Below are 21,717 nucleotides of genomic sequence, written 5' to 3' on the forward strand. Positions count from 1 at the left end.
CCTCGTCCCTTTCGTCCTATAAAATCAATTTTAAGAAAAGAAAGGTACGGAACATCCATACCTTTCTTTTCTAAGGTTTACTGTGAAATTTCCCCTTCTAATTTAGCTGGATATGAAGGAGCGTCAAACTTATAGATAAAGATTTTAGCGTATTTATTGTCTCCTTTCTCATCAAATCCTACCTGCGTAAGTTCTCCTTTGTATTCTTTAATACCTCGTACAGCATCACGCACTGCTTCATGAGAAGGAAGCTTTTTATCATTGTCTTCAATTGCTTTTTGAATACCTTGAAGCATAACCTTCATGGAATCATACCCGTATACAGAATATGACTCTACTTTTTTATTGAATTTCTTCTCATAATCTTTAGCAAATTGTGTTTTGGAAGCATCTCCTGCTACTGACGTAAGGTACGTATCTTTTACAGCATCTCCAGCAATATCAACTAAAGTTGAGGAGTCTAAGCCATCTCCTCCCATAAATTTAGCGGTAATTCCTTTGTCACGAGCTTGCTTAATTAAGAGTCCGCCTTCTGCGTAGAGCCCTCCAAAATAAACGAGATCTGGCTTTTCTTTAGAGACTTGATTTAACACACCGTTAAAATCTTTTTCTCCAACTGTAATTCCTTCAAATCCAACAATTTTTGCCCCTTCTTTTTCAGCCGCTGTTTTAAAAGCGTCTGCAAGCCCTTGTCCGTAGGCTGTTTTATCTTGAATGACAAAAATATTTTTTGCTTTCAACTCTTTAACAGCATATTTCGCTCCTGCAGGCCCTTGGAAGTCATCACGGGCTACAATGCGGTTAACTGTTTTTAACTTTCGGTCTGTTACATCCGTTGCTGTACTTGCAGGAGAAATCATTGGAATTGAGTATTTCTCATACGTTTCAGATGAAGGAATGGTAACTCCTGAATTTAAATGTCCTATTACGCCATAGACAGCTTTGTCTGATCCGATTAACTGAGCGTTTGCTACGCCTTTTTTAGGATCGCCTTGGTCGTCATACGGCACAAGCTGAAGTTTATATCCTAATTTTTTAAACGTGTCTTTTTCTTCATCAAGAGCTAGCTGAGCTCCCAGTTTGATCGCTTCACCTAACGTTGCACTACCTCCTGACAAAGGGCTTTGCGTAGCAATTTTAATAACATTGCTGCCTTTATCTTCTCCTGATGTACTGTTGCTGCCACAGCCAGCTACAAATCCTACTGATAAGACCGTTGTTGCTAAAATAGATAACATTTTTTTACTTAGCATGTAGTAATCGTTATAAAACGCGTAATAGCGGCTAGTCTTTTATAACGATTTTCCCTCCCTTTGTTCGCGTCTAGAACGCTTTTTATCTTTTCGGCAAATGTCATTTCTGAAAACGGTAAAAAAGCTTGCTGTTTATGTACACTGATTGTCACATCCTTTCATAATAGATTCACTCTCCTATACAGAGAGAAACTAATAAAAGTAAAATTATAGTCATTTTTTACTATTATAAAAGGATAAACAGCACTATTTCACCAAACTTGTCAGTAATAATGACACATATTTTTATAATTTTCTCAATTTTATAAAAATAATTTTAATTATATTCCCTTGTTTTTTGCGATATACTCCTTGACCGTATATATAACAAAAAAGCATGTCACCATAAGGAAACATGCCTTGTAACTATTCAACCTAAAAAAAGGTTGAGACATAACGAAATGAATCTAACCGAAAGACGGACAAATGAGATACATGGGCTGGCCGGCTTATGACACCGCAGTTGATTTCCGTGCAGGGCTTCGCTTTCCGCGGGCGGCCGCTGAGCCTCCTCGGCGCTTGTGCTCCTGCTGGGTCTCACCTGTCCCGCTTTTCCCGCAGGAGTCTCCGCCTTGCCCTCCAATCAACTGCTAGAAGGACAGAAACAAATAAAACGATAGGCATCATCACAAAAAACAAAAAAACGAACCACTCATTAAATATGTTGATGAGTGGTTCGTTTTTCACTTGGGCTAAACTACTTTTGTCCCAGCCTCTTTTTATGACCCTTTGTTTTCCGCTTCTCCCCGAGTTTAACTATTGTTTCGTAATGCCTGTGATCCCTCTTCCCCTGTTCGGATCTTAATCGCATTCTTTAATTCATAGATAAATATTTTCCCATCCCCAGGCTGACCTGTATTTAGTACTTTTCTTGCTTTATCAACAACGTCGGATACGGGAACTTCGCACACAACAATTTCTACTTTAATTCGGGCGTGCATATTGTCTTGTTTTTTGACCCCCCTGTAAAGTTCCGTAATGCCTTTTTGCAATCCGCATCCTAACGCATCTGTAACCGTAATACCGCTCACGCCAATTTTTGCTAGTTCTTGCTTAAGCTCTTCAAACTTTGAAGGGCGCGTAATAATTTCAATTTTTGTTAAAACATCACTCACTGTGCCCACCCCTTTTACATATTCGATTCGTGATACGCTCTTTCACCGTGCAGCGTAATATCAAGCCCGAGCGTTTCTTCTTCTTGTGTTGCGCGTAGAGATACTACCAACCCAACCACTTTAACAATAATGAAGGTAGCGATGCCGACAAATAGATACGTTGCTACGATAGCCACCAGCTGTTTCCATAGTAGACTTGGGTCTCCGTAGAATAAACCATTCGCGCCGGCATCATTTACAGAAGTTGTGGCAAATAAACCCGTTGCGATACCTCCCCATGTTCCCCCAATACCGTGAAGACCAAATGCATCTAACGCATCGTCGTAACCGATTTTCTTTTTAAGTGAGAAGATACCCCAGAAACAAACTGCTCCGCCGATAAAACCAATTACAATAGAAGCAAACGGTGTAACGAATCCACAAGCTGGTGTAATAGCTACAAGTCCAGCAATCGCTCCCGAAACGGCTCCAAGCAGCGTAGGCTTTTTATTAATAATCCACTCTACTACAAGCCAGCCGATAATTCCTGTTGCTGCCGCTGTATTCGTGTTAATGAAAGCCGTCATTGCAACGCTGTTAATAGTTAAGGAACTTCCAACGTTAAATCCAAACCACCCGAACCAAATCAGCATTCCGCCTAAAAGAGTTAGTGGTAAATTGTGAGGTGCTGCAGCATCGGCATTTTTTCGTTTTCCAACAACAAGAGCTAGAATTAATCCTGCTACACCTGATGAAATGTGAACGACGTTTCCGCCAGCAAAGTCAATAGCTCCTAGTTCACGAAGCCATCCGCCAACTCCCCAAACCCAGTGTGCAACGGGTGCATATACAAATAATGACCATAGGATAGCAAATAAGATAAATGCTGAAAACTTCATGCGCTCTGCAAAAGCCCCAGAGATAATAGCTACTGTTAACACAGCAAATGTTAGTTGAAACATCATAAACATGTTATGCGGGATCGTTGCGCTGTAGTCCCCGTTTGGAGTGAATCCAACGCCTTTTAATCCCACCCAGTCCAAGTTTCCAATAAAAGCATTGCCACCGGTCGAAAATGCTAGAGAATAGCCAGCTACTATCCAAAGAACAGATATGACAGCTAATGAACCTACGCTATACATCGCGGTACTTAACATGTTTTTACTTCGAACCATGCCTCCGTAAAACAATGCAATAGCTGGTGTCATAATCCAAACCAATAATGCCGAAAAAAACATAAATACTGAATCGCCCATTTGCATGATGATTTCCCCCTTAAGTACGAATAAATAACCCCTAAATTAAATGTTAGATTATATAACATATCTTGTTATGTTTACTATCATATTTGATTTATATGTATTTAGCAACTACTTTTTGCAAATTTATTCAGAAAACTTTTGTTTTTAAAACTCTTTTCTTTTTGTTATTTATTCTTCTATGTACACAGAAGCTGCAATATTATTTGTATGTGTTAGAATTTCTGACATAAAAAATCCTCTTCTACTCCAAGAAGAGGATTTTTTTTACAAATACATATATACACCTGGTCCTAAAGGAATACCGAATACAGCAAAAACAATCAACATTACAATCCAAATTCCTAAGAAGGCTAAAGTATAAGGAAGCATAAGTGAAATGATGGTTCCAAGTCCTGCTTTCGGCTCGTATTCTTTCATAAAGGCTAAAATGACAATCATGTATGGATTTAAAGGAGTGATTACATTCGTAGACGAATCCGCTATTCGGTAAGCTGCTTGAATAAATCCAGGATTGTATCCTAACAGCATGAATAATGGAATAAAAATAGGTGCTTCTAGTGCCCATTGAGCAGAGCCGCTAAAAATAAGAAGGCTTAGAACCACAGTTAAAAATACAAAACCAACCACAACTGGAAGTCCAGTTAGATTTAGTGCTTTTAATGCATCCGCTCCTTCTACTGCAATCCACGTTCCAATATTAGTCCAATTAAAGTAAGCGATAAATTGAGCGGCGGCAAAAATCAGGACAATATAGCTAGCCATATCTTTCATCGAATCAGTCATATAAGCAGGTATATCTCTAGAACTTTTGATTTTCCCTACTGTTATTCCATAAACAGAGCCAACTACCACAAAAAACAGCAGCGTAATCGGAATGATACCATCTAAAAAAGGAGATGGAACAATTCCGCCGTCTTCATTTCGTAGAGGAGAGTTGGGCCAAAATAAGAAAACAGCTAGTACAACGACATAAATACATGTAGCAACGATACTGTTTTTTAATCCTTTTGCTTCTACCTCACTGATTTCACCAAAATCATTGCGTTTTCTCCCTTTATAATTACCCAGTCTAGGTTCTACAATCTTTTCAGTGACGATCGCTCCTATAATAGTTAAAACGAATACAGAAGCCGCCATGAAGTACCAGTTCGCTGCAGGACTGACAGCAGCGCTTGGGTCGATTGTTTTAGCAGCTTCAGTAGAAATGCCTGATAACAATCCGTCGGTTCCGGATATAATAAGATTCGCTGTAAAGCCTGATCCCACCCCAGCAAATCCTGCTGCTAATCCAGCAAGCGGGTGTCTTCCTACTGTATAAAATATCATTGCGGCAAGCGGAGGCACGATGACAAAAGCAGCATCTGCGGCTAAGTTGGCCATAATCCCTGTAAAAATGATGGCGTATGTAATAAGAGCTTTTGGAGCATTTAAAATCGTTTTCTTTATGGCCACTTCAAGCAGACCTACTTTTTCTGCAAGTCCGACTCCAAGCATCATAGCAAGTACAAGTCCTAGGGGCTTAAATTCAGTGAAATTGGTCAGCATCGATGTTAAGATATACTGAATGCCTTCATGCGACAACAAACTTTTAATTGGAAGAGTCTTATTAGTACCAGGATGGACCACTGTTACTCCCATACTATTAATAGCAACAGACGCTAATACGATAATAAGCGCTAAGCATACAAACAAAATAAAAGGATCAGGTAGTTTGTTTCCGAATGCTTCTACTCTTCCTAATAGTTTGTCTAGAAAGGTTGTTGGATGTGATTTTTGCTCTGTTTGCAAATTAGGTTGTGCCATACTTTCTCTCCCTTTTCTTTTAGATTCTTTTTGTTTTTTTCCTTTTAATTACCAAAAAGACTATTAGTACATAATAATCTGAATATTTATATTATTCAAGTATTATTTTTAAGGAATTTTTATTTATCTATTAAAACTAATAGCATTTAGATAAATAGAAAGCCAGAAGATATCTTTTGAATCGACAATCAAAAATAACAAAAAGCTCTCCGTTTGAAGAGAGCTTTTTGTTATTTCGCTATACTAGATGGGGCAGACTCTTTTCCTGACTCGTTAACAGCTGTTACATAATAACGAGACTGAGATGCGTCGGAGTCGGCAAAGCTTTTTCGCTCAAATTCCGAAACGCTGCCAATATGGACAAATGTTCCGCCTGGGTTCTTTTTATAAATTCGGTAACCGATAATATTGCCTTCTCGTACCGCGTACCACGTAAGCAAATTACCGCTCATCTTTACATGTGTGGGAGGTTGTGGTGCAGTTGCTTCACGCTCCAATTCTTTTGCTTGGTCAGCTTTTAGTTCTGTATATACAACTAACCTCTCTTGATGGGTTCCTTCTGCACGGTCAAACGTGCCTGTACACGTAATTAGATTTAAATTACGTTTGTTGCTGTACCCAAAAATTTCGTTTAAAGGTGCCTTATCTCGCGGATAGCTTTTTGTACGTTTAACAACAAAGGTAAGCGTGGTCCCCTGTGCATCTCTTACGGTAATTTCATCATCTTTTTTTAAGTTTTTTAGATTGTAAAAGACGGCAGGGCCGGTTTTACTGTCTACGTGTCCTGCTAGTACAGCATTTCCTTTTACGCCAGGTTTAGCTCCTGGTTCAAACCAAGCAACTCCATTTTCTGTAGATGGCGCTGCCATTTCACCGCTGTCTAATAACCCTACTTGTTCAATTGAAGCCTCCACATGAATAGCTGGAATGGACACTTTTGCAGGAATAATTCCTTTGAATTCTTTGTTTAACTGTTTGGCTTCTGTTTTATGCTTTTTTAATACAGCAAATTCCTCTTCAAGCGTTACCCGGCTTTTTAAATCCTTTGATTGTGCTTCTTTTTCTTTTTGCTTAGCTGCATTCTGTTGCTTCATTTCTTTTGCTTCTACCATTTGTTCTTTAAAATATAGTCCGCCGCTAACAAGCAGGACCAAACTTAATATACAGTAGGCGAGAACAATCGCTTTTTTCACATCGTCACCTCGTTTCACAGCTGTTTATAAAAAAGAAGAGAGAACAACCTCTCTTCTTTTTTTAGGACTCTTGACTTGTAATTCATAAGGAAAAGGAGAAAAAATATTATTTGCTTACTGGTTTCTTGCGTAAAATAACTCCAGCTGTTAATACAGCTAACGAACCTAGTGCAATATAGATCGCTGTTAGTGGGTTCATCGTTGATTCAGATGCCCCGCCCATACCTGTTTTCGGCATATCTGTTGGCATAGCTGTCTCAGCAAACTTATCGGGATTTTGTTTTACAATCGCTTCACCTAAAGCTTGGCCGACACCAAACATTAATTTATACCCTTCACGGTACGTATCATAACTTCCAGCGTAGTCGCCGGATGCATATTGCTCAAATGTTTTAATAACCGTATCTTCATGTGCTTTTATAGCTGCCTGTGCGTCTGCAGTTGGAAGGTTTCCATCTGTTGCTGTTCCTAAGAATGTACCAAATTCTTGCGCGAATTTATGGAGCTTGTCTTTAGCAGCTTTTTCTCCTGCTTCATCGCCTTTTACTTGTGCACTTACTAGTTCAGCTTGGGCATTGATGTGATCTCCTTGCCAAATTTTTTCGAATTGTGCAGCCCCTTCATCGCCATATACTGAACCGATTGCAGCTTTAAAATCTGCTGTGTTAGCATTTTCTAACCAGCTAACATAGTCGTAATCTTTTGAACCGTTGAACCCTTTTTCCATTCCCATTGTTGCTAAAGCAAAATGTTCTGCTGCTAAGCTGTTTAATGAAGAACGTAAATCTGCTGCTGGTGTACCTACTTTGGTATTGTCGAATTTATCAGGCATTTGCGTTACGATTGCATTTGATAACGCTTTACTAATGGCAAACATTTGCTGATATCCTTCGCGGTATGTTTTAGCGGCCGCTTCGTAGTCACCTGCTACATAATCTTCAAATGTTTCTTTTACTTGGTCTTCATGTACGCGAAGCGCTTCTTTTGCTGCATCTTCAGGTAGTTTGCCTTCCGTAGCAGTACTTAAGAACTTAGCAAATTCATTTACGAATTGATTTACTTCTTTATCTACTTCAGCCATGGCTTCTTTGTCATTTTCTTTTGTTGCTTTTACAAAATCATCTGTGTAATTGTTATGTTCTCTGAAAATTCTTTCGAATTCAGCTGCTCCTTTATCACCATAGACAGACGCAATAGCAGGCTCCATGTCAACGGCATTTTGGTCCAATGCTTTAAACGCAGCGTCAGCGTCTTTAGAACCGTCATAGGCTGTTGTCATAGCGGCAACGGCAAGCGTAAAGTGTTCAGATAATAAGTAGTCTAAGTTCGCTCGTAAATCTGCAGCTTTTGTTACTGCCGTTGGTTGTGCTTCCTCAGCGTTTGCAATTGTGGGCATCAATAGTGAAGCTCCTAGTACAGGGATCATTAACTTTTTGCTTAATTTCATCATTTTCCACTCTCCTCATTTTTAGTTGATGTACGCTACTTTTTTCATTCTTACTACATCTTAAATCATTAAATAGATTGAACATTTTGAATGTTCTTTATATTTTACCTTCATGTTCTCCCGTATTTAATGACTCTTTTTAGGAAGTATTCTCTTTCTATCTACTAAACGATTGGCGAACGACCTTGGATCACTTTTTTAAAACTTTTTTAAGATGTCATTTTCATCAAGAATTCCTTCCCTTTCTACTTATCTAACGAACGCTTTGTTCAGCTAGATCACTTTTTTTGAAAAAGTTTTTAACCGCTTTTTTTCAAGAATTCCTTCCTTTTCTACTTACCTAACGATCACCTTATTCTGTTGGATCACTTTTTTAAAAATTATTTTAAATTCAAAAGAAAAAGAAAGGTTTCTAAAGGAAACCTTTCTTTTTCTCTTTACTTATTTAAAAAATTCCACATCACGTTGTTTACTTCTTGAGGCTTTTCATGCTGAGGGGCATGAGATGCTTCAGCTAATCGGTGAACAAATATGTTTGGCACATATTCTTCAATACCATCTAAGTTTTCAGGCATAAAAGTAGGATCTTGATTTCCCCAAATAATTTGTACCGGGATGTTTAACACTTCTTCTTCTAACGGAAACAAAGATTTTCTTCGAAGGTCTTCTTCCGTGAAAATCTTTAAATTGCGGTAATAACTTAGCATGGACAGTACAGAGCCATTTTCCCAAGAGTTCATGTATGCTTGTACATCATCAGCTGTTAGGTATCCTTTTTTTACACCTGGGTCGATCACAAGCTTACGCAAACCTGAGAAGTTGTCTCGTTCCATATAGTCCTGTGCTTCTTGTTTTTGAAACCATTTCATATACTCACTTGCTTTTTGCTGATTTTTATTTGTTCTAAGCTCACGCATAAATGTATAAGGGTGCGGACCGTTAAAAGCAATTAATTTTTGTACATATTCCGGGTAGCGATAAGCAAATGTCCATCCGATTCCTGCTCCCCAGTCGTGTACAACTAGCGTGCAGGAGCTATATCCTAGGCCTTCAATCACTTGGCGAATATCTTCTACTAATACATCAATCTCGTATGATTTTAGTCCGCTTGGCTTTTCAGATAAGTTATATCCTCTTAAGTCCAGAGCAATTGTGTGAAAATCATTAGAAAATTCATCTATCTGGTGTCGCCAAATATGCGAAAAGTCAGGAAACCCATGAAGAAATAGCATAAGCTCTCCTTGTCCCTTGCTTATGTAGTGCAAATTAACGCCATTTACGTTTATATACTGTTTGCTCATTGTTCATTTCCTCCTTTTATGTAGCTGTAGAGCAGTATAACGCTGTAAAAAATGAACGTCAATTCATTTGCTTCGTTCACTTCTTTTTAGTTCCTTTTATGAATATAGTTAATTATTTAGAGTGGATTTTTTTGAAGGAGTGATTAACAATGGCTCATATCTATTCAAAGGGCTGGTTTGTTCAGCAGTTAAAAGCGGCCAATATCTCTAAAATCGATGGAAGAAAGCTAGAAAGTTATAAAACCTACATTCTTCGTAATTTACATGCTGAGCTTATAGAACAAGGTAAAATCAACGGCTAAAAGAGTTTGAGACATAACGAAATGAATCCCATCTAAAGATTTACACAAATGAAATCTACGTTTGTCTTAACAAAAAAACGAACCACTAATCAAAAGTTTTGATCAATGGTTCGTTTTACATTTCGTCTAACATATTTTTGTCCCATCCACTTTTTTTACAGCGATTGCTCAATAAAAGATAATACCCGCTTTACATATTCTTTTTTGTATACATGATAATTTTGAACGTGTTCTGCTTTATCAGTTTTCCAGAAGGAAAAAGCATCCGGGTGTGTTTTAGCCATTTTTTCACTTTCAGTGTAAGGGATTTTTGTATCTCCTGTGCTGTGTATAAATAAAATTGGTCGAGGGTAAATATGCTCGACTGCTTTAATAGGACTAGCTTCAGCAGGATTTACATCTGCAATAACAGGAAGAATAGCAATGGTTAGCGGTGTAAATGGAAAATTTGGTAAATGAGACCATACAGATAGATTTTCTTTTAAATAAGAGGTTAAATCACTAAAAGGACTATCGGCTACCACTGCTTTTACGTCGTCATCTTGATAGGCTGCTAATAAAGAAGTGGCTGCTCCCATTGAAATGCCGTAGAGCACAATTGGCTCTTTTTTTGTTTCTTTCATTTTCTGAATAACGCCTAATAAATCGAGCTGTTCTTTTACACCAATCGTCGTTTGATTTCCTTCTGAGTCTCCTGAATCTCTAAAGTCAAACATGACTACTCGATATCCCGCTTTTACAAATTCTTTACTCAGCGGCAGAAAGCCCGCTCCTTGTGCTTCACGGTTATTTCCGTATCCATGTGACATAATAATGGTCGCTTTTGGCTGTTCCGTTGGTTCAATCATCCATCCTTTTAAATGGGTTATTCCGTCTTTGCTCAAAAATACTTGATTGCTATAGTGCATGCCGTAATCACTAGGATTTTTCACAGCAGGATTTTTATCTAGTTTTGTCAGGCTTATGCCTACATAAAGAGAAATGGCCGTACAAAGTACAAAACAAAGAATAACAAAGGATATCAGGCTGATCCATATTGTTTTTTTCTTTTTACCTGTATTTGTCTGTCGATTTAGAACTGGAGTCAAGCTCGTTCCTCCTTTTTATCTAAGATCATCTTTCCTATTCTTATTGCTGCTTCCCTTTTTCCATTTTAAAGCTAGCCCATCTATTTTATGAATAAAATTCGTTTTATTTTCCACATATTTTTCCGGTTCAAAGCGATAGCGATGCGCTAGTTCTGTTTTCAACGTTTCGTATTCTTTTGCTGCATCAGGGTGAGTACGCAGATAATCTCGAAACCATATATGCCGATTAATTTCTGGGTGGCCTTTTTCATAAATATGAACGTGGTGGGTTCTTTCATTTCCACCTTTTTGGAAGTATCGTCTTCCTTTTATGCCGTTTTCACCTTTTGCTTCATATCCAAGCTGTTCCATCTTTTGATTATATGTATCTACTTTTTTTATATCTTTCACTTCAATAAGTAAATCAATAATCGGTTTTGCGCTTAAGCCGGGAACAGCAGTGCTTCCGATATGATGAACCTCTAAAACTTGAGCTGACATTATAGTTGTTAAGGTGGCAGCTTCTTTTGAAAATTCCTTTTCCCACGCGATATTATGAGGTGTCAGCTGAATTTCTCTTACGGACTTCATCTTCAATTCCTCCTTTTGTAACGAAAAAACTGCTTACTATAGAATAGCCTATAATAAGCAGTTTTTCATCATTTAACATGTTATTAAGTTTTATCTAGCAAACGCCTGCTTCGCTAAATTAACAACCGTCATATCATCCATTGGAGGGTTGTGGAGCCCAGCACGCACGTCTCTATAATAGCGCTGCAGCGGATTACTGCGCTGCAAGCTACGCGCTCCTACTATGCGCATGGCTTTGTCAACAACCGTACAGGCACTATTGGTCACTACGTGTTTGACAGCTGCTAATTCTCCCGCTAATGCTGCTCGGTCGCTTGTTTCATCCCATTTATTTGCCACGCTGTACATAAAGTGACGCGCCTGCATGAGTTCAAGTTCCATCTCTCCGACTAAACGCTGCACATTTGGCAACTCGCTAATCGTTCCTTCAATACTATTAGGCGAATATTCTGTAGCAAATGCGACAGCATAATCTCTTGCTGCGATGGCTGTACCCATGTAGCAAGCTGGTATATGAAGCAACCAGCCGCTTGGCTCATTCTTTTTAAAGCCACCTAGGCGTTCAACAAGAAAGTCTTGTTCAATATCGACATTTTCTAGCACAAGATCGTGACTTCCTGTCCCGCGCATTGCAATCATATCCCATGTTTCTTCTATTGAAAGTCCGCTTGTTTCACGAGGAATTAAAAACAAGCCGATCTCTTCTTCACCTTCAATGCTTGCTTTTACCAAAAAGTAATTTAACACTGGAGACATCGTAGTGAATGTTTTTCGGCCATTGATTCGCCAGCCTTCTTTTGTTTTTACAGCTGTCGTTTCCGGTTTGCCTCCTCGAGTAGGACTTCCTGTCTTCGGTTCAGTAGCAGCGGTATTAATAAGTGCACCTTTTTCTATTTCTTTAAAAATAAAATCGAGCATTTGCTGACTCCAAGGCTGTTTTTCACGCAAGTCCATTGTAATCCCCATATGCCATCCAATACTAAGAGCCGTAGAAGCGTCCCCTTGAGCAATTAATTCTTGAAATAATAAAAAATCATAAAGGCGTAATTCATCTCCTCCATAGTTGCTTTCTAGAGAAAGACGTGTATAGCCAGCTTCTTTTAACTCTTGAATATTTTCAAACGGAAACGTACCTTCTTCATCTATTTTAAAAGCTCGTTTCTTAAATTTTTCGACTAGAGGTAGCAGTTTTTCGTACGTAGACTTTTGATTTTTATTTACAAATGAAACACTCATTTGCTTCATCTCCTTTTTATATGACAGAGTGTCCCTATCGGATTAATATATAGTTCTTATCATAGCATACCTCATCTTTTCTGTGCATGTTTGGTGTGTTTATCTTTCTCGTTAAATCTATTCTTTTTCCAATTTAATGGTCTGTTTTACCTACACGTTCCATACATTTAATGGAATAAAAAGAAGGGAATGGTGTGAATGAATCAATGTCCAAAATGCGGTGCCAGTGCAAGCACAGATCAATTATTTTGCAATAACTGCGGCTTTTCTTTCACCGTGTCGCCAGCTGCAGCTAAGCATAAAAAGAGCTGGTATATTGGCGGGGGTATTGTGCTTATACTTCTTTTAACTTTTGTATTTTATTTCTTTTTCTCTGGTTCAGAAGAAAAAACGGCTGACCGCTTTATTGAGGCATTGGAATCGAAAGATACAGCTGTGTTAAGAGAGTTAGTAGACTCTTCGCAGTCTACTCTAGTTATTAATGACACATCTATTCAAGCTCTGTTGGATGCAACTTCCGATGGTTCTATTTTACGAGACGTTGAAAATGATTTGAAAAATAAATCGAGTATCTACTTTACAATAAAAGAACAGAAACATTCACCACTCTTCAAAAAACAGTACGTGGTTGTGCCGTCCTCATATTATATCTCCCTCACCACGCCAGAGGATGCAACAGTTACAGTCAATGATACAAAACAATCCATATCCAAAAATCAAACGCAAAAAATAGGTCCTTTTATGATTGGAAATTACCCGCTTACAGCTTCTTATGAAAGCTCTTACGGAAAGCTTACAGACCAAACCACTGTAAACTTTCACCGTCAAAAAGAAGAAAATATATCTGTTGTATTTAAAGGGGCTTATGTTACAATCTCATCGAATAGAGATGACGCTATTTTATTCGTAAACGGAAAAAGCACGGGGCTTCAGGTGAATAGCTCATCACAAATAGGGCCTGTTGCCACGGATGGAAGCGTCACTGTTCATGCAGAAGTGCAAAAAGGCGGCACCACGTTCAAAAGCAGTCCTTACACCATTCAAAGTGAAGAAAGTATTATATTAAATATACAAACGCCGCCCCTTGAAAAGGAAAAAACCGTCATAAAAGAACGAGAAGTAATCGTGCCTGGGCCGCGCTCTTATGCTACTTCAAGCTCTTATATTCTTCCGGATTCGGATTCTTACAAATTAAGCTATAGTGATATTAGCAGTTTGAGCTCGAGTGAACGAAGGCTAGCTCGAAATGAAATCTATGCGCGGCATGGGTATGTATTTAAATCGAAAGATCTTCAAACCTATTTTTATGAAAAGTCATGGTATACGCCTGATTCATCATTTAGAGACTCCTACTTATCAAGCGTTGAAAAATATAACGTTGATTTTATTAAATCATATGAATAAAGTGAACTCCCCTTTACCCAGGGGAGTTTTTTGATTGAAGCGAGTGCTTACTCCTACGTTTTTTTACATACCATGATCCCTACATACGTTAATAAATTTTTTATAGCCTTCTTCATTCTTTTCACTGTAAAATATAAAGTAGATGTACATAAACTTACTACACGCATAAGGAGAGATGGAGAATGAATGGAATTGGACGACTTCCACAAAAGCTTAATGGACATTTGATTTTAGAAAATATTCAAGAAACCATGATCATTGCAGATCAAGACTATCGTGTGCAGTGGATGAATGCAAGAGCAATTGAAACACTTCAGCCAGTACTCCCAATCTACCAGTTATCTCATATCGAAGAGTTAATTGGAAAGCATATGGACTTCTTTCATTCCAATTCTGAAGAAACGGAAAATTTACTCACCTCTCTTCATACAACCTACAGAACGCGTATAACGATTGGCAGTCAATACGTAGCAGAAGCTGTGATTCACCCCATTGATACAAAAGACGACGAGCGCTATGGCTACTTGCTTATGCTATTAGACTTTACAGATCAAGCCGAAGCAGAGCTTGAAAAAGAGCGGTTAATTGAGGATTTGTCCACTCCTTTATTAAAGATATGGGACGAGGTTTTAGCTGTGCCCATTACCGGTAAGATGGATATAGAACGTGGAAAGAAGCTAACTGAAACGGTATTGGAGGCAGTTGTAAAAGAACAGGCGCGCTATTTACTTATTGATTTATCTTCCCTTCATTCATTAGATGAAGAACACGGTTATTATATTAACACGCTCCACGATGCTTTGCGTTTGATTGGTACCACTTGCCTTATTGTTGGTCTTTCTTCAAAAATGGCTCTGTCGCTTGTTGATTCTCAGTTTAATTGGCGAACATTTTCCACTGTCCAACAAAGCATCTCTTACATTTTAGAAAAAAAGAATTGTCGTATTGCACCCATTTCATAAGCCCATCATATCATTAAGTAATCCTCTCTCAATCGCTTTTTCCTTCAATCGGAAAAGGCGATTTTAGTTATGAGGAATTGTGAACGTTTAGGCACTTATCATCATAGGATACATTAATCAACCATAGAAAAGGGTGAGAGCGTATGCCAAGTGTTATTAACATTTATAATTTAAAGATCAACAGTATCTCAAGCAACGGTTCTGTCAACATTGGCGAAGCACTCCACAACAGTCACACGGCTCATTCAAAATCCACTGGTACGAACTCTTCTTATGGCGATGTCTCACCTGCTTCCTCGAAAATGCGAAACATTTATATCGATCCTGATACAAATGACCAAACAGATATTGCAAACGTTGATCATGTCAATGGTTATCAGCAGTGATATAGGGCAATGCTTGTCAACAGCATGACGACAAACGGTGAATACATTCTCTCTGAACGCAATAGGCCGTTGGAGTAGAATGAATAAAAACAGTAAGGAGTCTCTTTATGCCTCTTCAAATTAACGTTTTTAATATCGTAACAAACGGTGTCACACAAAACGCAAATATTGATTTCGGTTCCACCATTCAAAACAGTCACACGGCGAACTCAAAGTTTAACGGCGCAAATTTCTCTTTAGGTAACTTCTCTCCTACTTGCTCTCAAATGAATACGGGCGTGTTAGATCCTGACGTAAGCGATCAAGATCAAATTGCAAACCCTTCAGCTCCAATTGGAAATCAAATTTAGATTTAACGATTTTGTCGTTTTACTTGGCACATTACAAGGAGGTGTGTAAATATGTTTCCATTTGGAAAGTCTCCGTTTAAAGGAATGATGGAAAATATCCCAAAAGGAATGGCATCTAAAGACATGAATAAATATATTCAGCAAATGATTTCTTCTACGATGTCCCATTCTTTTCCGGATTTTATGCAAGGAAATGAATTCTTTAAGCAGGCCCAAGACATGATGAAAGAACAGCAGGATGTGGGAAATGAAGGTCATGGACAACAGCTAAGAAGATTTGATTCAAACGTCATTAATACATTAGACGAATGCATTGTTCAGTTAAAAATTCCTAACCGCGATATTGTATCAAGCATTAAAGTCTATCATACTCCATACGTGTGTACGATTGAAGGAATAGATGGAGAAGAATCCTTCAAAGAAGAAATTCAGCTTCCTTGTTCGGTTCGCAAAAAAGGTACACGCGCCGTATATCGTTCCGGGGTGTTGGAAATCCGGATGCCTAAACATGTTAATATTCCTATGTCTCAAATAGACGTCCACGATTTAGATTAAAGTGGACGTTTTTTTCTGTTTTCATGCATACATATAAAATAGAAAGCGGCAAAAGGCCTTGTTTTATTTTTTTAAAGAAGGTGACAAATATGAATGATGGAAAGTTTAAAAAGTGGGCAGAAACGTTACAAGAAGAAAACCATACAAAATTTTGGGAAAAGATTTTTGACGATGATCCTGAAGAAAAGAATGATACGGAAGCAGATGCTTCTCCTCAAATTGTAAATGAGTATCGAGATTATCCTTTAATTGATGTATACGAATGGGCAAATCAACTGTTAGTTGTGATTGAAATACCCGGTGCTAAACGAACAGACGTCGAATTGACCATGCATGAAAATACTTTACACATATCCGGTTCATCTCTTTTAACGATGAAGGATGCAAATGTTCTTCACAAAGAAAGACGTGAAGGAACGTTTCAACGATCAATCATCCTTCCACCTGCTGTAGGGGAAGCGCCGTGTCACGCATCATTTAAAGATGGTCTATTGCACGTGAAATTTGATTTGTAATTTATTGTGCAGAACTATACGTAGCATGAAAGGCAGGGAATTTCATGTTTTCTAAGTGGTTTAAACAATCGCCTAAAATTGAAACAGTCCGCAAAATAAATCCGTCTTCCCTTCCAACCAAAAAAAAAGTAAGTCCCATAGACCAAAGCTCTAATCAAAAGCGGAAAGAATTACCCGAAAAGATGAAAACTAAAAAACAGTCTAATCTAAAGAAACCCCCTCAGCAGCCAAAGAAGTTGCCGAGCCAAACGGAGCCTAAGACATCTGATGAAGTTGAATTCACAAAACCTGTTCATTCGTCAGATTCAGCGCTGAATCTGCAGGGAATTATTGATCAAGTGACGCGTTTAACCGACGCGATTCCTAAAATAGAAGAGCTTCATCAGCAATTACATGAATCAGCTCATCTTATTCAATCATTGTCTCAACTGCACGAGCAAACAGCTCATTTACTTTCGACTATGCAGTCAGCTCCTAATTTCGAAGACATTCAAAATCAGCTCTCTGCGTTAAAGGAAGAATCGTCCAATACAGCTTTATATGAGATGGTGAAAACTCTTGACAAAAAGATTGATGAAGTAACTCAGCCAAAGCAGTCCATTGTTGTTGAAAAAATTATGGTGGAAAAAGTATTGTTAGACAAAATTGACCTTAGTAATAATTTTGGCCAGCTAGGAATTAAAGATTTGACCGGCCACTTAAACATTGGTACAACTTACAGCGCTGACTCTGATCAAGTGGATGAAGAAGTCAAAGACTTATTCTCTGTTAAGCTAAAAGAAAAAAAGATTGATGAACATACAACTGAGACAACGATGAGTTCAGGAGGTGAAACAGAAAAGCCTGATCACTCCGAAGAATAAAAAATGACCGCTACTGCTTATTTAAAGCAATTGTCGGTCATTTTTGTTTCCATAAATAGTTGTAATTCTTTCTGTAGGCGTTCCATTAAGAACGCTGAAATTTCTTCTTGATTTTCTTCTTTATGATGAGATGATGCTACAACAATACGGCCTGTTTTTCCTAAGAAAGCCCGGTATTCAATTACCTTCATCGCAGCATGAAGTAAGTTCGCGTCCGAAAGCGGTGTATTTGTTAGTAGAACAATATTCATTTCATTCTCTTTTTGTCCATGTGTCAGTACAGTCAGCCACGAGTAACCTTTATCGTCTTTTAAGCGAACTTCATGACTAGATAAAGACGCAGATTTCCACGCCGTGTTAGAACTGCTTTGCTGTTGAACAATTTCTTGACACCAGTCTAGACCTGTTTCATTGGAACCCAGTGAAAGAGTTCTCAAAGGACGAGCAAAGGATAAACATAGCTTGCCCGGTTCCTTTTGCAACTGATACAACTCATGGAAGTCCGTCTCTGGATATTGATACGGCGGCACAAAAGCAATTTGCCGCTTGTTCACAGCGGGATGGTGAAATACATGCAAATCAACGCCATATACTCTTTTTAACGTAGCTGCATCCTGAAAAATGGCATCCATCCCTGTTTCTTCTACTCTTCCATCTTTCAATAATACGGCATTATCTGCAAACAGCGAGGCAATGTTGAGATCATGCAAAATGGCCAGAACCGTCAAGCTCATTTCCTGCTGTAACGTTTTTAACAGCTGAAGCAGTTCCATCGTATGTTTTACATCTAAGTGATTCGTTGGTTCATCAAGAAGTAAGTAGTCAGGTTCTTGCGCCAGTGCTTTAGCAAGTAAAACCCGCTGTTTTTCTCCACCGCTCAGCGATTGAAAGGTATGATTTCGATAGTGCCAGACGTTTGTTAATTTCATCACGCTTTCTACCACTTCTTCATCCTGTGCTGATACAGTGCTAAACAAACCTTTTGCCTGATAAGGATAACGTCCCAGTGAAACAATTTCTTGAACCGTAAATTCTAATCCAATTTGATTTTCTTGCGTCATGACTGCAACTTTTTGCGCCAGTTGTTTTGGTGAATAAGCCTTCACTGACTTCCCTTCTACCTTTACTTCTCCTGATTGAGTGGTTAATACATTCATAATTAAGCGAATAAGCGTTGTTTTTCCGCTTCCATTTGGTCCTAGTAAAGCAACAAAAGAACCTTTGTCTACGGTGAACGTGATGTCACGAACGGTCGGTTTCTGTTTATCGTATCCTCCCGTCACATTATATAGTTCAATCATGATATTCCTCTTTTCCGCATACGTTCTTTTACAAGCAGCAGCGTAAAAATTGGCGAACCAATTAAGGCGGTTACGACTCCAATCGGCAGTTCACGAGGTTCTAATATCGTTCTTGCTAATAAATCGGCTAAAACCAAATAACTTCCTCCGATTAAAATAGAAAGCGGCAGTACATGCTTATGATTAGCTCCCGCTACGAGACGCACTACGTGGGGAATAACTAAGCCAACAAATCCAATTGCCCCAGATACTGATACCGCAGCCCCGGTTAATACGGATGCACCTATTAAAATCATTCTTTTTTTCTTCTTTACGTCTATCCCCATAAATTGAGCGGATTGATCGCCAAATGCTAAGCCGTTCAGCTCTTTCACATGTAACAGCAGCATAATCGTACCGACTAAAAAGAACGGCCCTAAAATTTGAATATGCGACCATCCTCTCATTGATACGCTTCCCATTAGCCAATATAAAACCTGCCTTACATCTTCTTCAGGAGAAAGAGCTACAATTAATGAAATAAGCGCGCTCATAAAGGATGATAAAATAATCCCCGCTAAGATGATAGTTTCATTGGCCAAATTGCCGCTTGCGAGTTTCGTAATACCAAAAACTAAAAGAAGAGTAATAAAACCAGATACGATGCCGACTACAGGCAGCGTGAAGATAGACAAACCAAAAATACTCCAGTGAAAATAAATTGCCATGACAGAGCCAAGGGTTGCACCTGAGGAAACTCCGATCGTGTAAGGATCTGCAAGAGAGTTTCTTAATAGCCCTTGAAAGGCAGCTCCTGCTATTGAAAGCGAAGCTCCTACTAAAAATGCCACCAGTACTCTTGGAAAACGAATTTGCCAAATGATTAAATCCATGTTTTCCGGACCGTGATATAAGGATAGTCCGGTAAGGTGGCCAATAATAATTTTGATTGTATCTCCTACGGTTAACGAAACTGTACCAATAAATACTCCCATAATCACCGAAGTACATACAATAAATAAACTGACTATGTATAAAATAGATGCTTTGTTTAAAAAAATACGTTTAAAAATCAATACTTTCAGCTCCTCTAGGAAACGAGGCGTGATGTTTTACATTACATTAACCATTCATTTTCCTGTCCATAAACCATGTTTCCATCCTACATAGTATTGGAAACAATCATCTTTTATTTGTTACGAGTGCTAGACTGTTGAACTAGGCAACGTAGAATAGCGTACTAAAGTTCTCGGTGAAAAAACAAGCGAAAACCTCTACAAGCTACACTTTTTGTGCTTGCTCCGGGCTTTTATAGTTGTCTATTAAATGATACAGCTTTTCCATATCTACAGCTTCTCTCACATATGCTGCTGCTTTTGAAAAAGACTCCTCTTTTTGCAGGCGACTGTTGAATGTATCCGTAATAGGCGGCAATTTTTTATGTTTACGAATTTGATTAAGCAAAGCTCTGCGCAAAGCATCGTTATGAAACACATCATGAACATACGTGCCAATGATGTTGTCTTTAACCGTTCCTTCTTTTTGATCATCTACCACCGCAAAGGCTTCCGTTATGCTTTTAGAAACCGTCTTTCCCATATGAATTTCATAGCCTTCAATCGAAACCTTCTCACTCTCTAACTGAACATATCCAGAAACTCTTTCTGTTTTTTTGCTGGTTGTCATAACGGTTTCCACTGGAAGCAAACCCAGCCCTTTAATAGATTCAATCCGGGACTCTACTGCATCGGGGTCCGTAATTGTCTCGCCTAACATTTGATATCCCCCGCAGATGCCAATAACGTGAGCGTTCGTTGCGTTCAAGACTTGATTAATGGCTAGAGCCAGGCCGCTTTCTTGTAAAAACTGCGCATCTTCAATCGTATTTTTGCTTCCTGGTAAAACAATTAAATCAGGCGTACCTAGTTGTGATGGCTTGGTTACAAGTCTCACATGACAGTCTTCTTCTAAGCTTAGAGGATCAATGTCTGTAAAATTTGAGATGCGAGGATACGAGATAACCGCAATATCGATTTCTTTTAACGGATTCACAAGCGTTGAGTAATTTCTGAGTGATAGCGAATCTTCAGCGTCAATTTCCACGTCGTGCATATAAGGAATCACTCCTAGTACCGGAACTCCCGTGTATTCTTCAAACCACTTCAACCCCGGTTTTAAAAGCTCTAAGTCTCCTCGGAATTTATTGATTAACACTCCAATTACTCTAGGTTTATGTTCATCTGGAAGCAATTGAAGAGTACCCACCAGACTCGCAAAAACCCCTCCTTTATCAATGTCTCCTACTAACACAACAGGGGCTTGGGCTATCTTTGCTACGCGCATATTTACCAGTTCCCGATCGTTCAAATTCACTTCAGCAGGACTTCCAGCACCTTCAATCACAATTCGATCATAATGATTGGCAAGCTCTTTATAAGACTCCGTGATAACGTTCAAACCTTCATTAAAAAATTCTTGCCGATACTGAAAAGCAAACATATTACGAAGCGGCTTTCCATGAACGACAATTTGAGATTCATGATCACGAGTTGGTTTAATTAAAATAGGATTCATATTGGTTGTTGCTTCTACTCCAGCCGCTTCAGCTTGAATTCCTTGCGCTCTTCCAATTTCTTTTCCATCCATTGTAATGTATGAATTAAGCGCCATATTTTGCGATTTAAACGGTGCAGTTTGATAGCCGTCTTCTTTAAAAATACGGCAAAACGCTGTAGCAATCATGCTTTTTCCAGCGTCTGAGTGCGTTCCTTGAATCATAAGAGGTTTTCCTTTTTTCACTTTTTCCACTCCCTA

General features: G+C 38.7%; 22 protein-coding genes. 8 read left to right on the forward strand and 14 right to left on the reverse strand.

Annotated features, from left to right (window positions below):
* Nucleotides 1–77: 77 nt before the first annotated feature.
* The 8 genes from ACNHOZ_RS08970 to ACNHOZ_RS09005 all read right to left on the reverse strand — a co-directional run bounded on the left by ACNHOZ_RS08970 (nt 78) and on the right by ACNHOZ_RS09005 (nt 9,392).
* On the reverse strand, nt 78–1,253 hold the full coding sequence (locus ACNHOZ_RS08970; RefSeq protein ID WP_033579416.1) for a branched-chain amino acid ABC transporter substrate-binding protein: 1,176 nt from the start codon (nt 1,251–1,253) through the stop codon (nt 78–80).
* Between the two features lie 488 nt (nt 1,254–1,741).
* Complete coding sequence (locus ACNHOZ_RS08975; protein WP_168760963.1) at nt 1,742–1,879, reverse strand: hypothetical protein; 138 nt, start codon at nt 1,877–1,879, stop codon at nt 1,742–1,744.
* 165 nt (nt 1,880–2,044) lie between these two features.
* Nucleotides 2,045–2,407: a P-II family nitrogen regulator gene (locus ACNHOZ_RS08980; RefSeq protein WP_013057611.1), complete on the reverse strand. Its 363-nt coding sequence runs from the start codon at nt 2,405–2,407 to the stop codon at nt 2,045–2,047.
* Between the two features lie 14 nt (nt 2,408–2,421).
* The gene (locus ACNHOZ_RS08985) at nt 2,422–3,648 is read right to left on the reverse strand and encodes an ammonium transporter (protein WP_028412855.1); all 1,227 of its coding nucleotides are present in this window, start codon (nt 3,646–3,648) and stop codon (nt 2,422–2,424) included.
* A gap of 264 nt (nt 3,649–3,912) precedes the next feature.
* Nucleotides 3,913–5,451 carry an AbgT family transporter gene (locus tag ACNHOZ_RS08990; protein ID WP_196299083.1) on the reverse strand — a complete coding sequence of 513 codons (1,539 nt, stop codon included), beginning with the start codon at nt 5,449–5,451 and terminating at the stop codon, nt 3,913–3,915.
* Between the two features lie 230 nt (nt 5,452–5,681).
* On the reverse strand, nt 5,682–6,644 hold the full coding sequence (locus ACNHOZ_RS08995; RefSeq protein ID WP_033579418.1) for a class F sortase: 963 nt from the start codon (nt 6,642–6,644) through the stop codon (nt 5,682–5,684).
* A 106-nt stretch (nt 6,645–6,750) separates the two neighbouring features.
* The gene (locus ACNHOZ_RS09000; RefSeq protein WP_048019040.1) at nt 6,751–8,094 is read right to left on the reverse strand and encodes a hypothetical protein; all 1,344 of its coding nucleotides are present in this window, start codon (nt 8,092–8,094) and stop codon (nt 6,751–6,753) included.
* Nucleotides 8,095–8,528: 434 nt separating this feature from the next.
* On the reverse strand, nt 8,529–9,392 hold the full coding sequence (locus ACNHOZ_RS09005) for an alpha/beta fold hydrolase (RefSeq protein WP_048019039.1): 864 nt from the start codon (nt 9,390–9,392) through the stop codon (nt 8,529–8,531).
* Between the two features lie 149 nt (nt 9,393–9,541).
* Here ACNHOZ_RS09005 and ACNHOZ_RS09010 point away from each other — a divergent pair, with 149 nt between their 5' ends.
* On the forward strand, nt 9,542–9,694 hold the full coding sequence (locus ACNHOZ_RS09010) for a YflJ family protein (RefSeq protein ID WP_080743170.1): 153 nt from the start codon (nt 9,542–9,544) through the stop codon (nt 9,692–9,694).
* A 155-nt stretch (nt 9,695–9,849) separates the two neighbouring features.
* On the opposite strand, the gene ACNHOZ_RS09015 is transcribed toward ACNHOZ_RS09010, so the two are convergent.
* From ACNHOZ_RS09015 to ACNHOZ_RS09025, 3 genes are all read right to left on the reverse strand, one after another.
* Nucleotides 9,850–10,782, reverse strand: coding sequence for an alpha/beta hydrolase (locus tag ACNHOZ_RS09015; protein ID WP_048019038.1), 933 nt, complete (start codon nt 10,780–10,782; stop codon nt 9,850–9,852).
* Nucleotides 10,783–10,797: 15 nt separating this feature from the next.
* Nucleotides 10,798–11,352 carry a GrpB family protein gene (locus tag ACNHOZ_RS09020; RefSeq protein WP_048019037.1) on the reverse strand — a complete coding sequence of 185 codons (555 nt, stop codon included), beginning with the start codon at nt 11,350–11,352 and terminating at the stop codon, nt 10,798–10,800.
* Nucleotides 11,353–11,442: 90 nt separating this feature from the next.
* The gene (locus ACNHOZ_RS09025; RefSeq protein WP_048019036.1) at nt 11,443–12,588 is read right to left on the reverse strand and encodes an acyl-CoA dehydrogenase family protein; all 1,146 of its coding nucleotides are present in this window, start codon (nt 12,586–12,588) and stop codon (nt 11,443–11,445) included.
* Nucleotides 12,589–12,786: 198 nt separating this feature from the next.
* Here ACNHOZ_RS09025 and ACNHOZ_RS09030 point away from each other — a divergent pair, with 198 nt between their 5' ends.
* From ACNHOZ_RS09030 to ACNHOZ_RS09060, 7 genes are all read left to right on the forward strand, one after another.
* Nucleotides 12,787–13,992 (forward strand): TcaA 3rd/4th domain-containing protein, encoded by a 1,206-nt coding sequence (locus ACNHOZ_RS09030; protein WP_048019035.1) that lies wholly within the window; start codon nt 12,787–12,789, stop codon nt 13,990–13,992.
* A gap of 182 nt (nt 13,993–14,174) precedes the next feature.
* On the forward strand, nt 14,175–14,954 hold the full coding sequence (locus ACNHOZ_RS09035; RefSeq protein WP_048019034.1) for an STAS domain-containing protein: 780 nt from the start codon (nt 14,175–14,177) through the stop codon (nt 14,952–14,954).
* Between the two features lie 143 nt (nt 14,955–15,097).
* Nucleotides 15,098–15,340 (forward strand): spore germination protein, encoded by a 243-nt coding sequence (locus tag ACNHOZ_RS09040; RefSeq protein ID WP_013057625.1) that lies wholly within the window; start codon nt 15,098–15,100, stop codon nt 15,338–15,340.
* Nucleotides 15,341–15,447: 107 nt separating this feature from the next.
* Nucleotides 15,448–15,690 (forward strand): spore germination protein, encoded by a 243-nt coding sequence (locus ACNHOZ_RS09045; protein ID WP_013057626.1) that lies wholly within the window; start codon nt 15,448–15,450, stop codon nt 15,688–15,690.
* Nucleotides 15,691–15,741: 51 nt separating this feature from the next.
* On the forward strand, nt 15,742–16,245 hold the full coding sequence (locus tag ACNHOZ_RS09050; RefSeq protein ID WP_028412845.1) for an Hsp20/alpha crystallin family protein: 504 nt from the start codon (nt 15,742–15,744) through the stop codon (nt 16,243–16,245).
* A gap of 89 nt (nt 16,246–16,334) precedes the next feature.
* Nucleotides 16,335–16,760 (forward strand): Hsp20/alpha crystallin family protein, encoded by a 426-nt coding sequence (locus tag ACNHOZ_RS09055; protein WP_048019033.1) that lies wholly within the window; start codon nt 16,335–16,337, stop codon nt 16,758–16,760.
* A 44-nt stretch (nt 16,761–16,804) separates the two neighbouring features.
* Complete coding sequence (locus tag ACNHOZ_RS09060; protein ID WP_048019032.1) at nt 16,805–17,623, forward strand: hypothetical protein; 819 nt, start codon at nt 16,805–16,807, stop codon at nt 17,621–17,623.
* Nucleotides 17,624–17,640: 17 nt separating this feature from the next.
* Here ACNHOZ_RS09060 and ACNHOZ_RS09065 read toward each other — a convergent pair whose 3' ends face one another.
* The 3 genes from ACNHOZ_RS09065 to ACNHOZ_RS09075 all read right to left on the reverse strand — a co-directional run bounded on the left by ACNHOZ_RS09065 (nt 17,641) and on the right by ACNHOZ_RS09075 (nt 21,711).
* Nucleotides 17,641–18,924 carry an ABC transporter ATP-binding protein gene (locus ACNHOZ_RS09065; RefSeq protein WP_033579427.1) on the reverse strand — a complete coding sequence of 428 codons (1,284 nt, stop codon included), beginning with the start codon at nt 18,922–18,924 and terminating at the stop codon, nt 17,641–17,643.
* Nucleotides 18,921–19,979 (reverse strand): FecCD family ABC transporter permease, encoded by a 1,059-nt coding sequence (locus ACNHOZ_RS09070; RefSeq protein WP_028412841.1) that lies wholly within the window; start codon nt 19,977–19,979, stop codon nt 18,921–18,923. Before ACNHOZ_RS09070 ends, ACNHOZ_RS09065 begins: the two co-directional genes overlap by 4 nt.
* Nucleotides 19,980–20,184: 205 nt before the next feature.
* On the reverse strand, nt 20,185–21,711 hold the full coding sequence (locus ACNHOZ_RS09075) for a cobyric acid synthase (protein ID WP_048019031.1): 1,527 nt from the start codon (nt 21,709–21,711) through the stop codon (nt 20,185–20,187).
* Nucleotides 21,712–21,717 lie beyond the last annotated feature (6 nt).

The sequence above is a fragment of the Priestia sp. D51 genome (assembly GCF_053345675.1).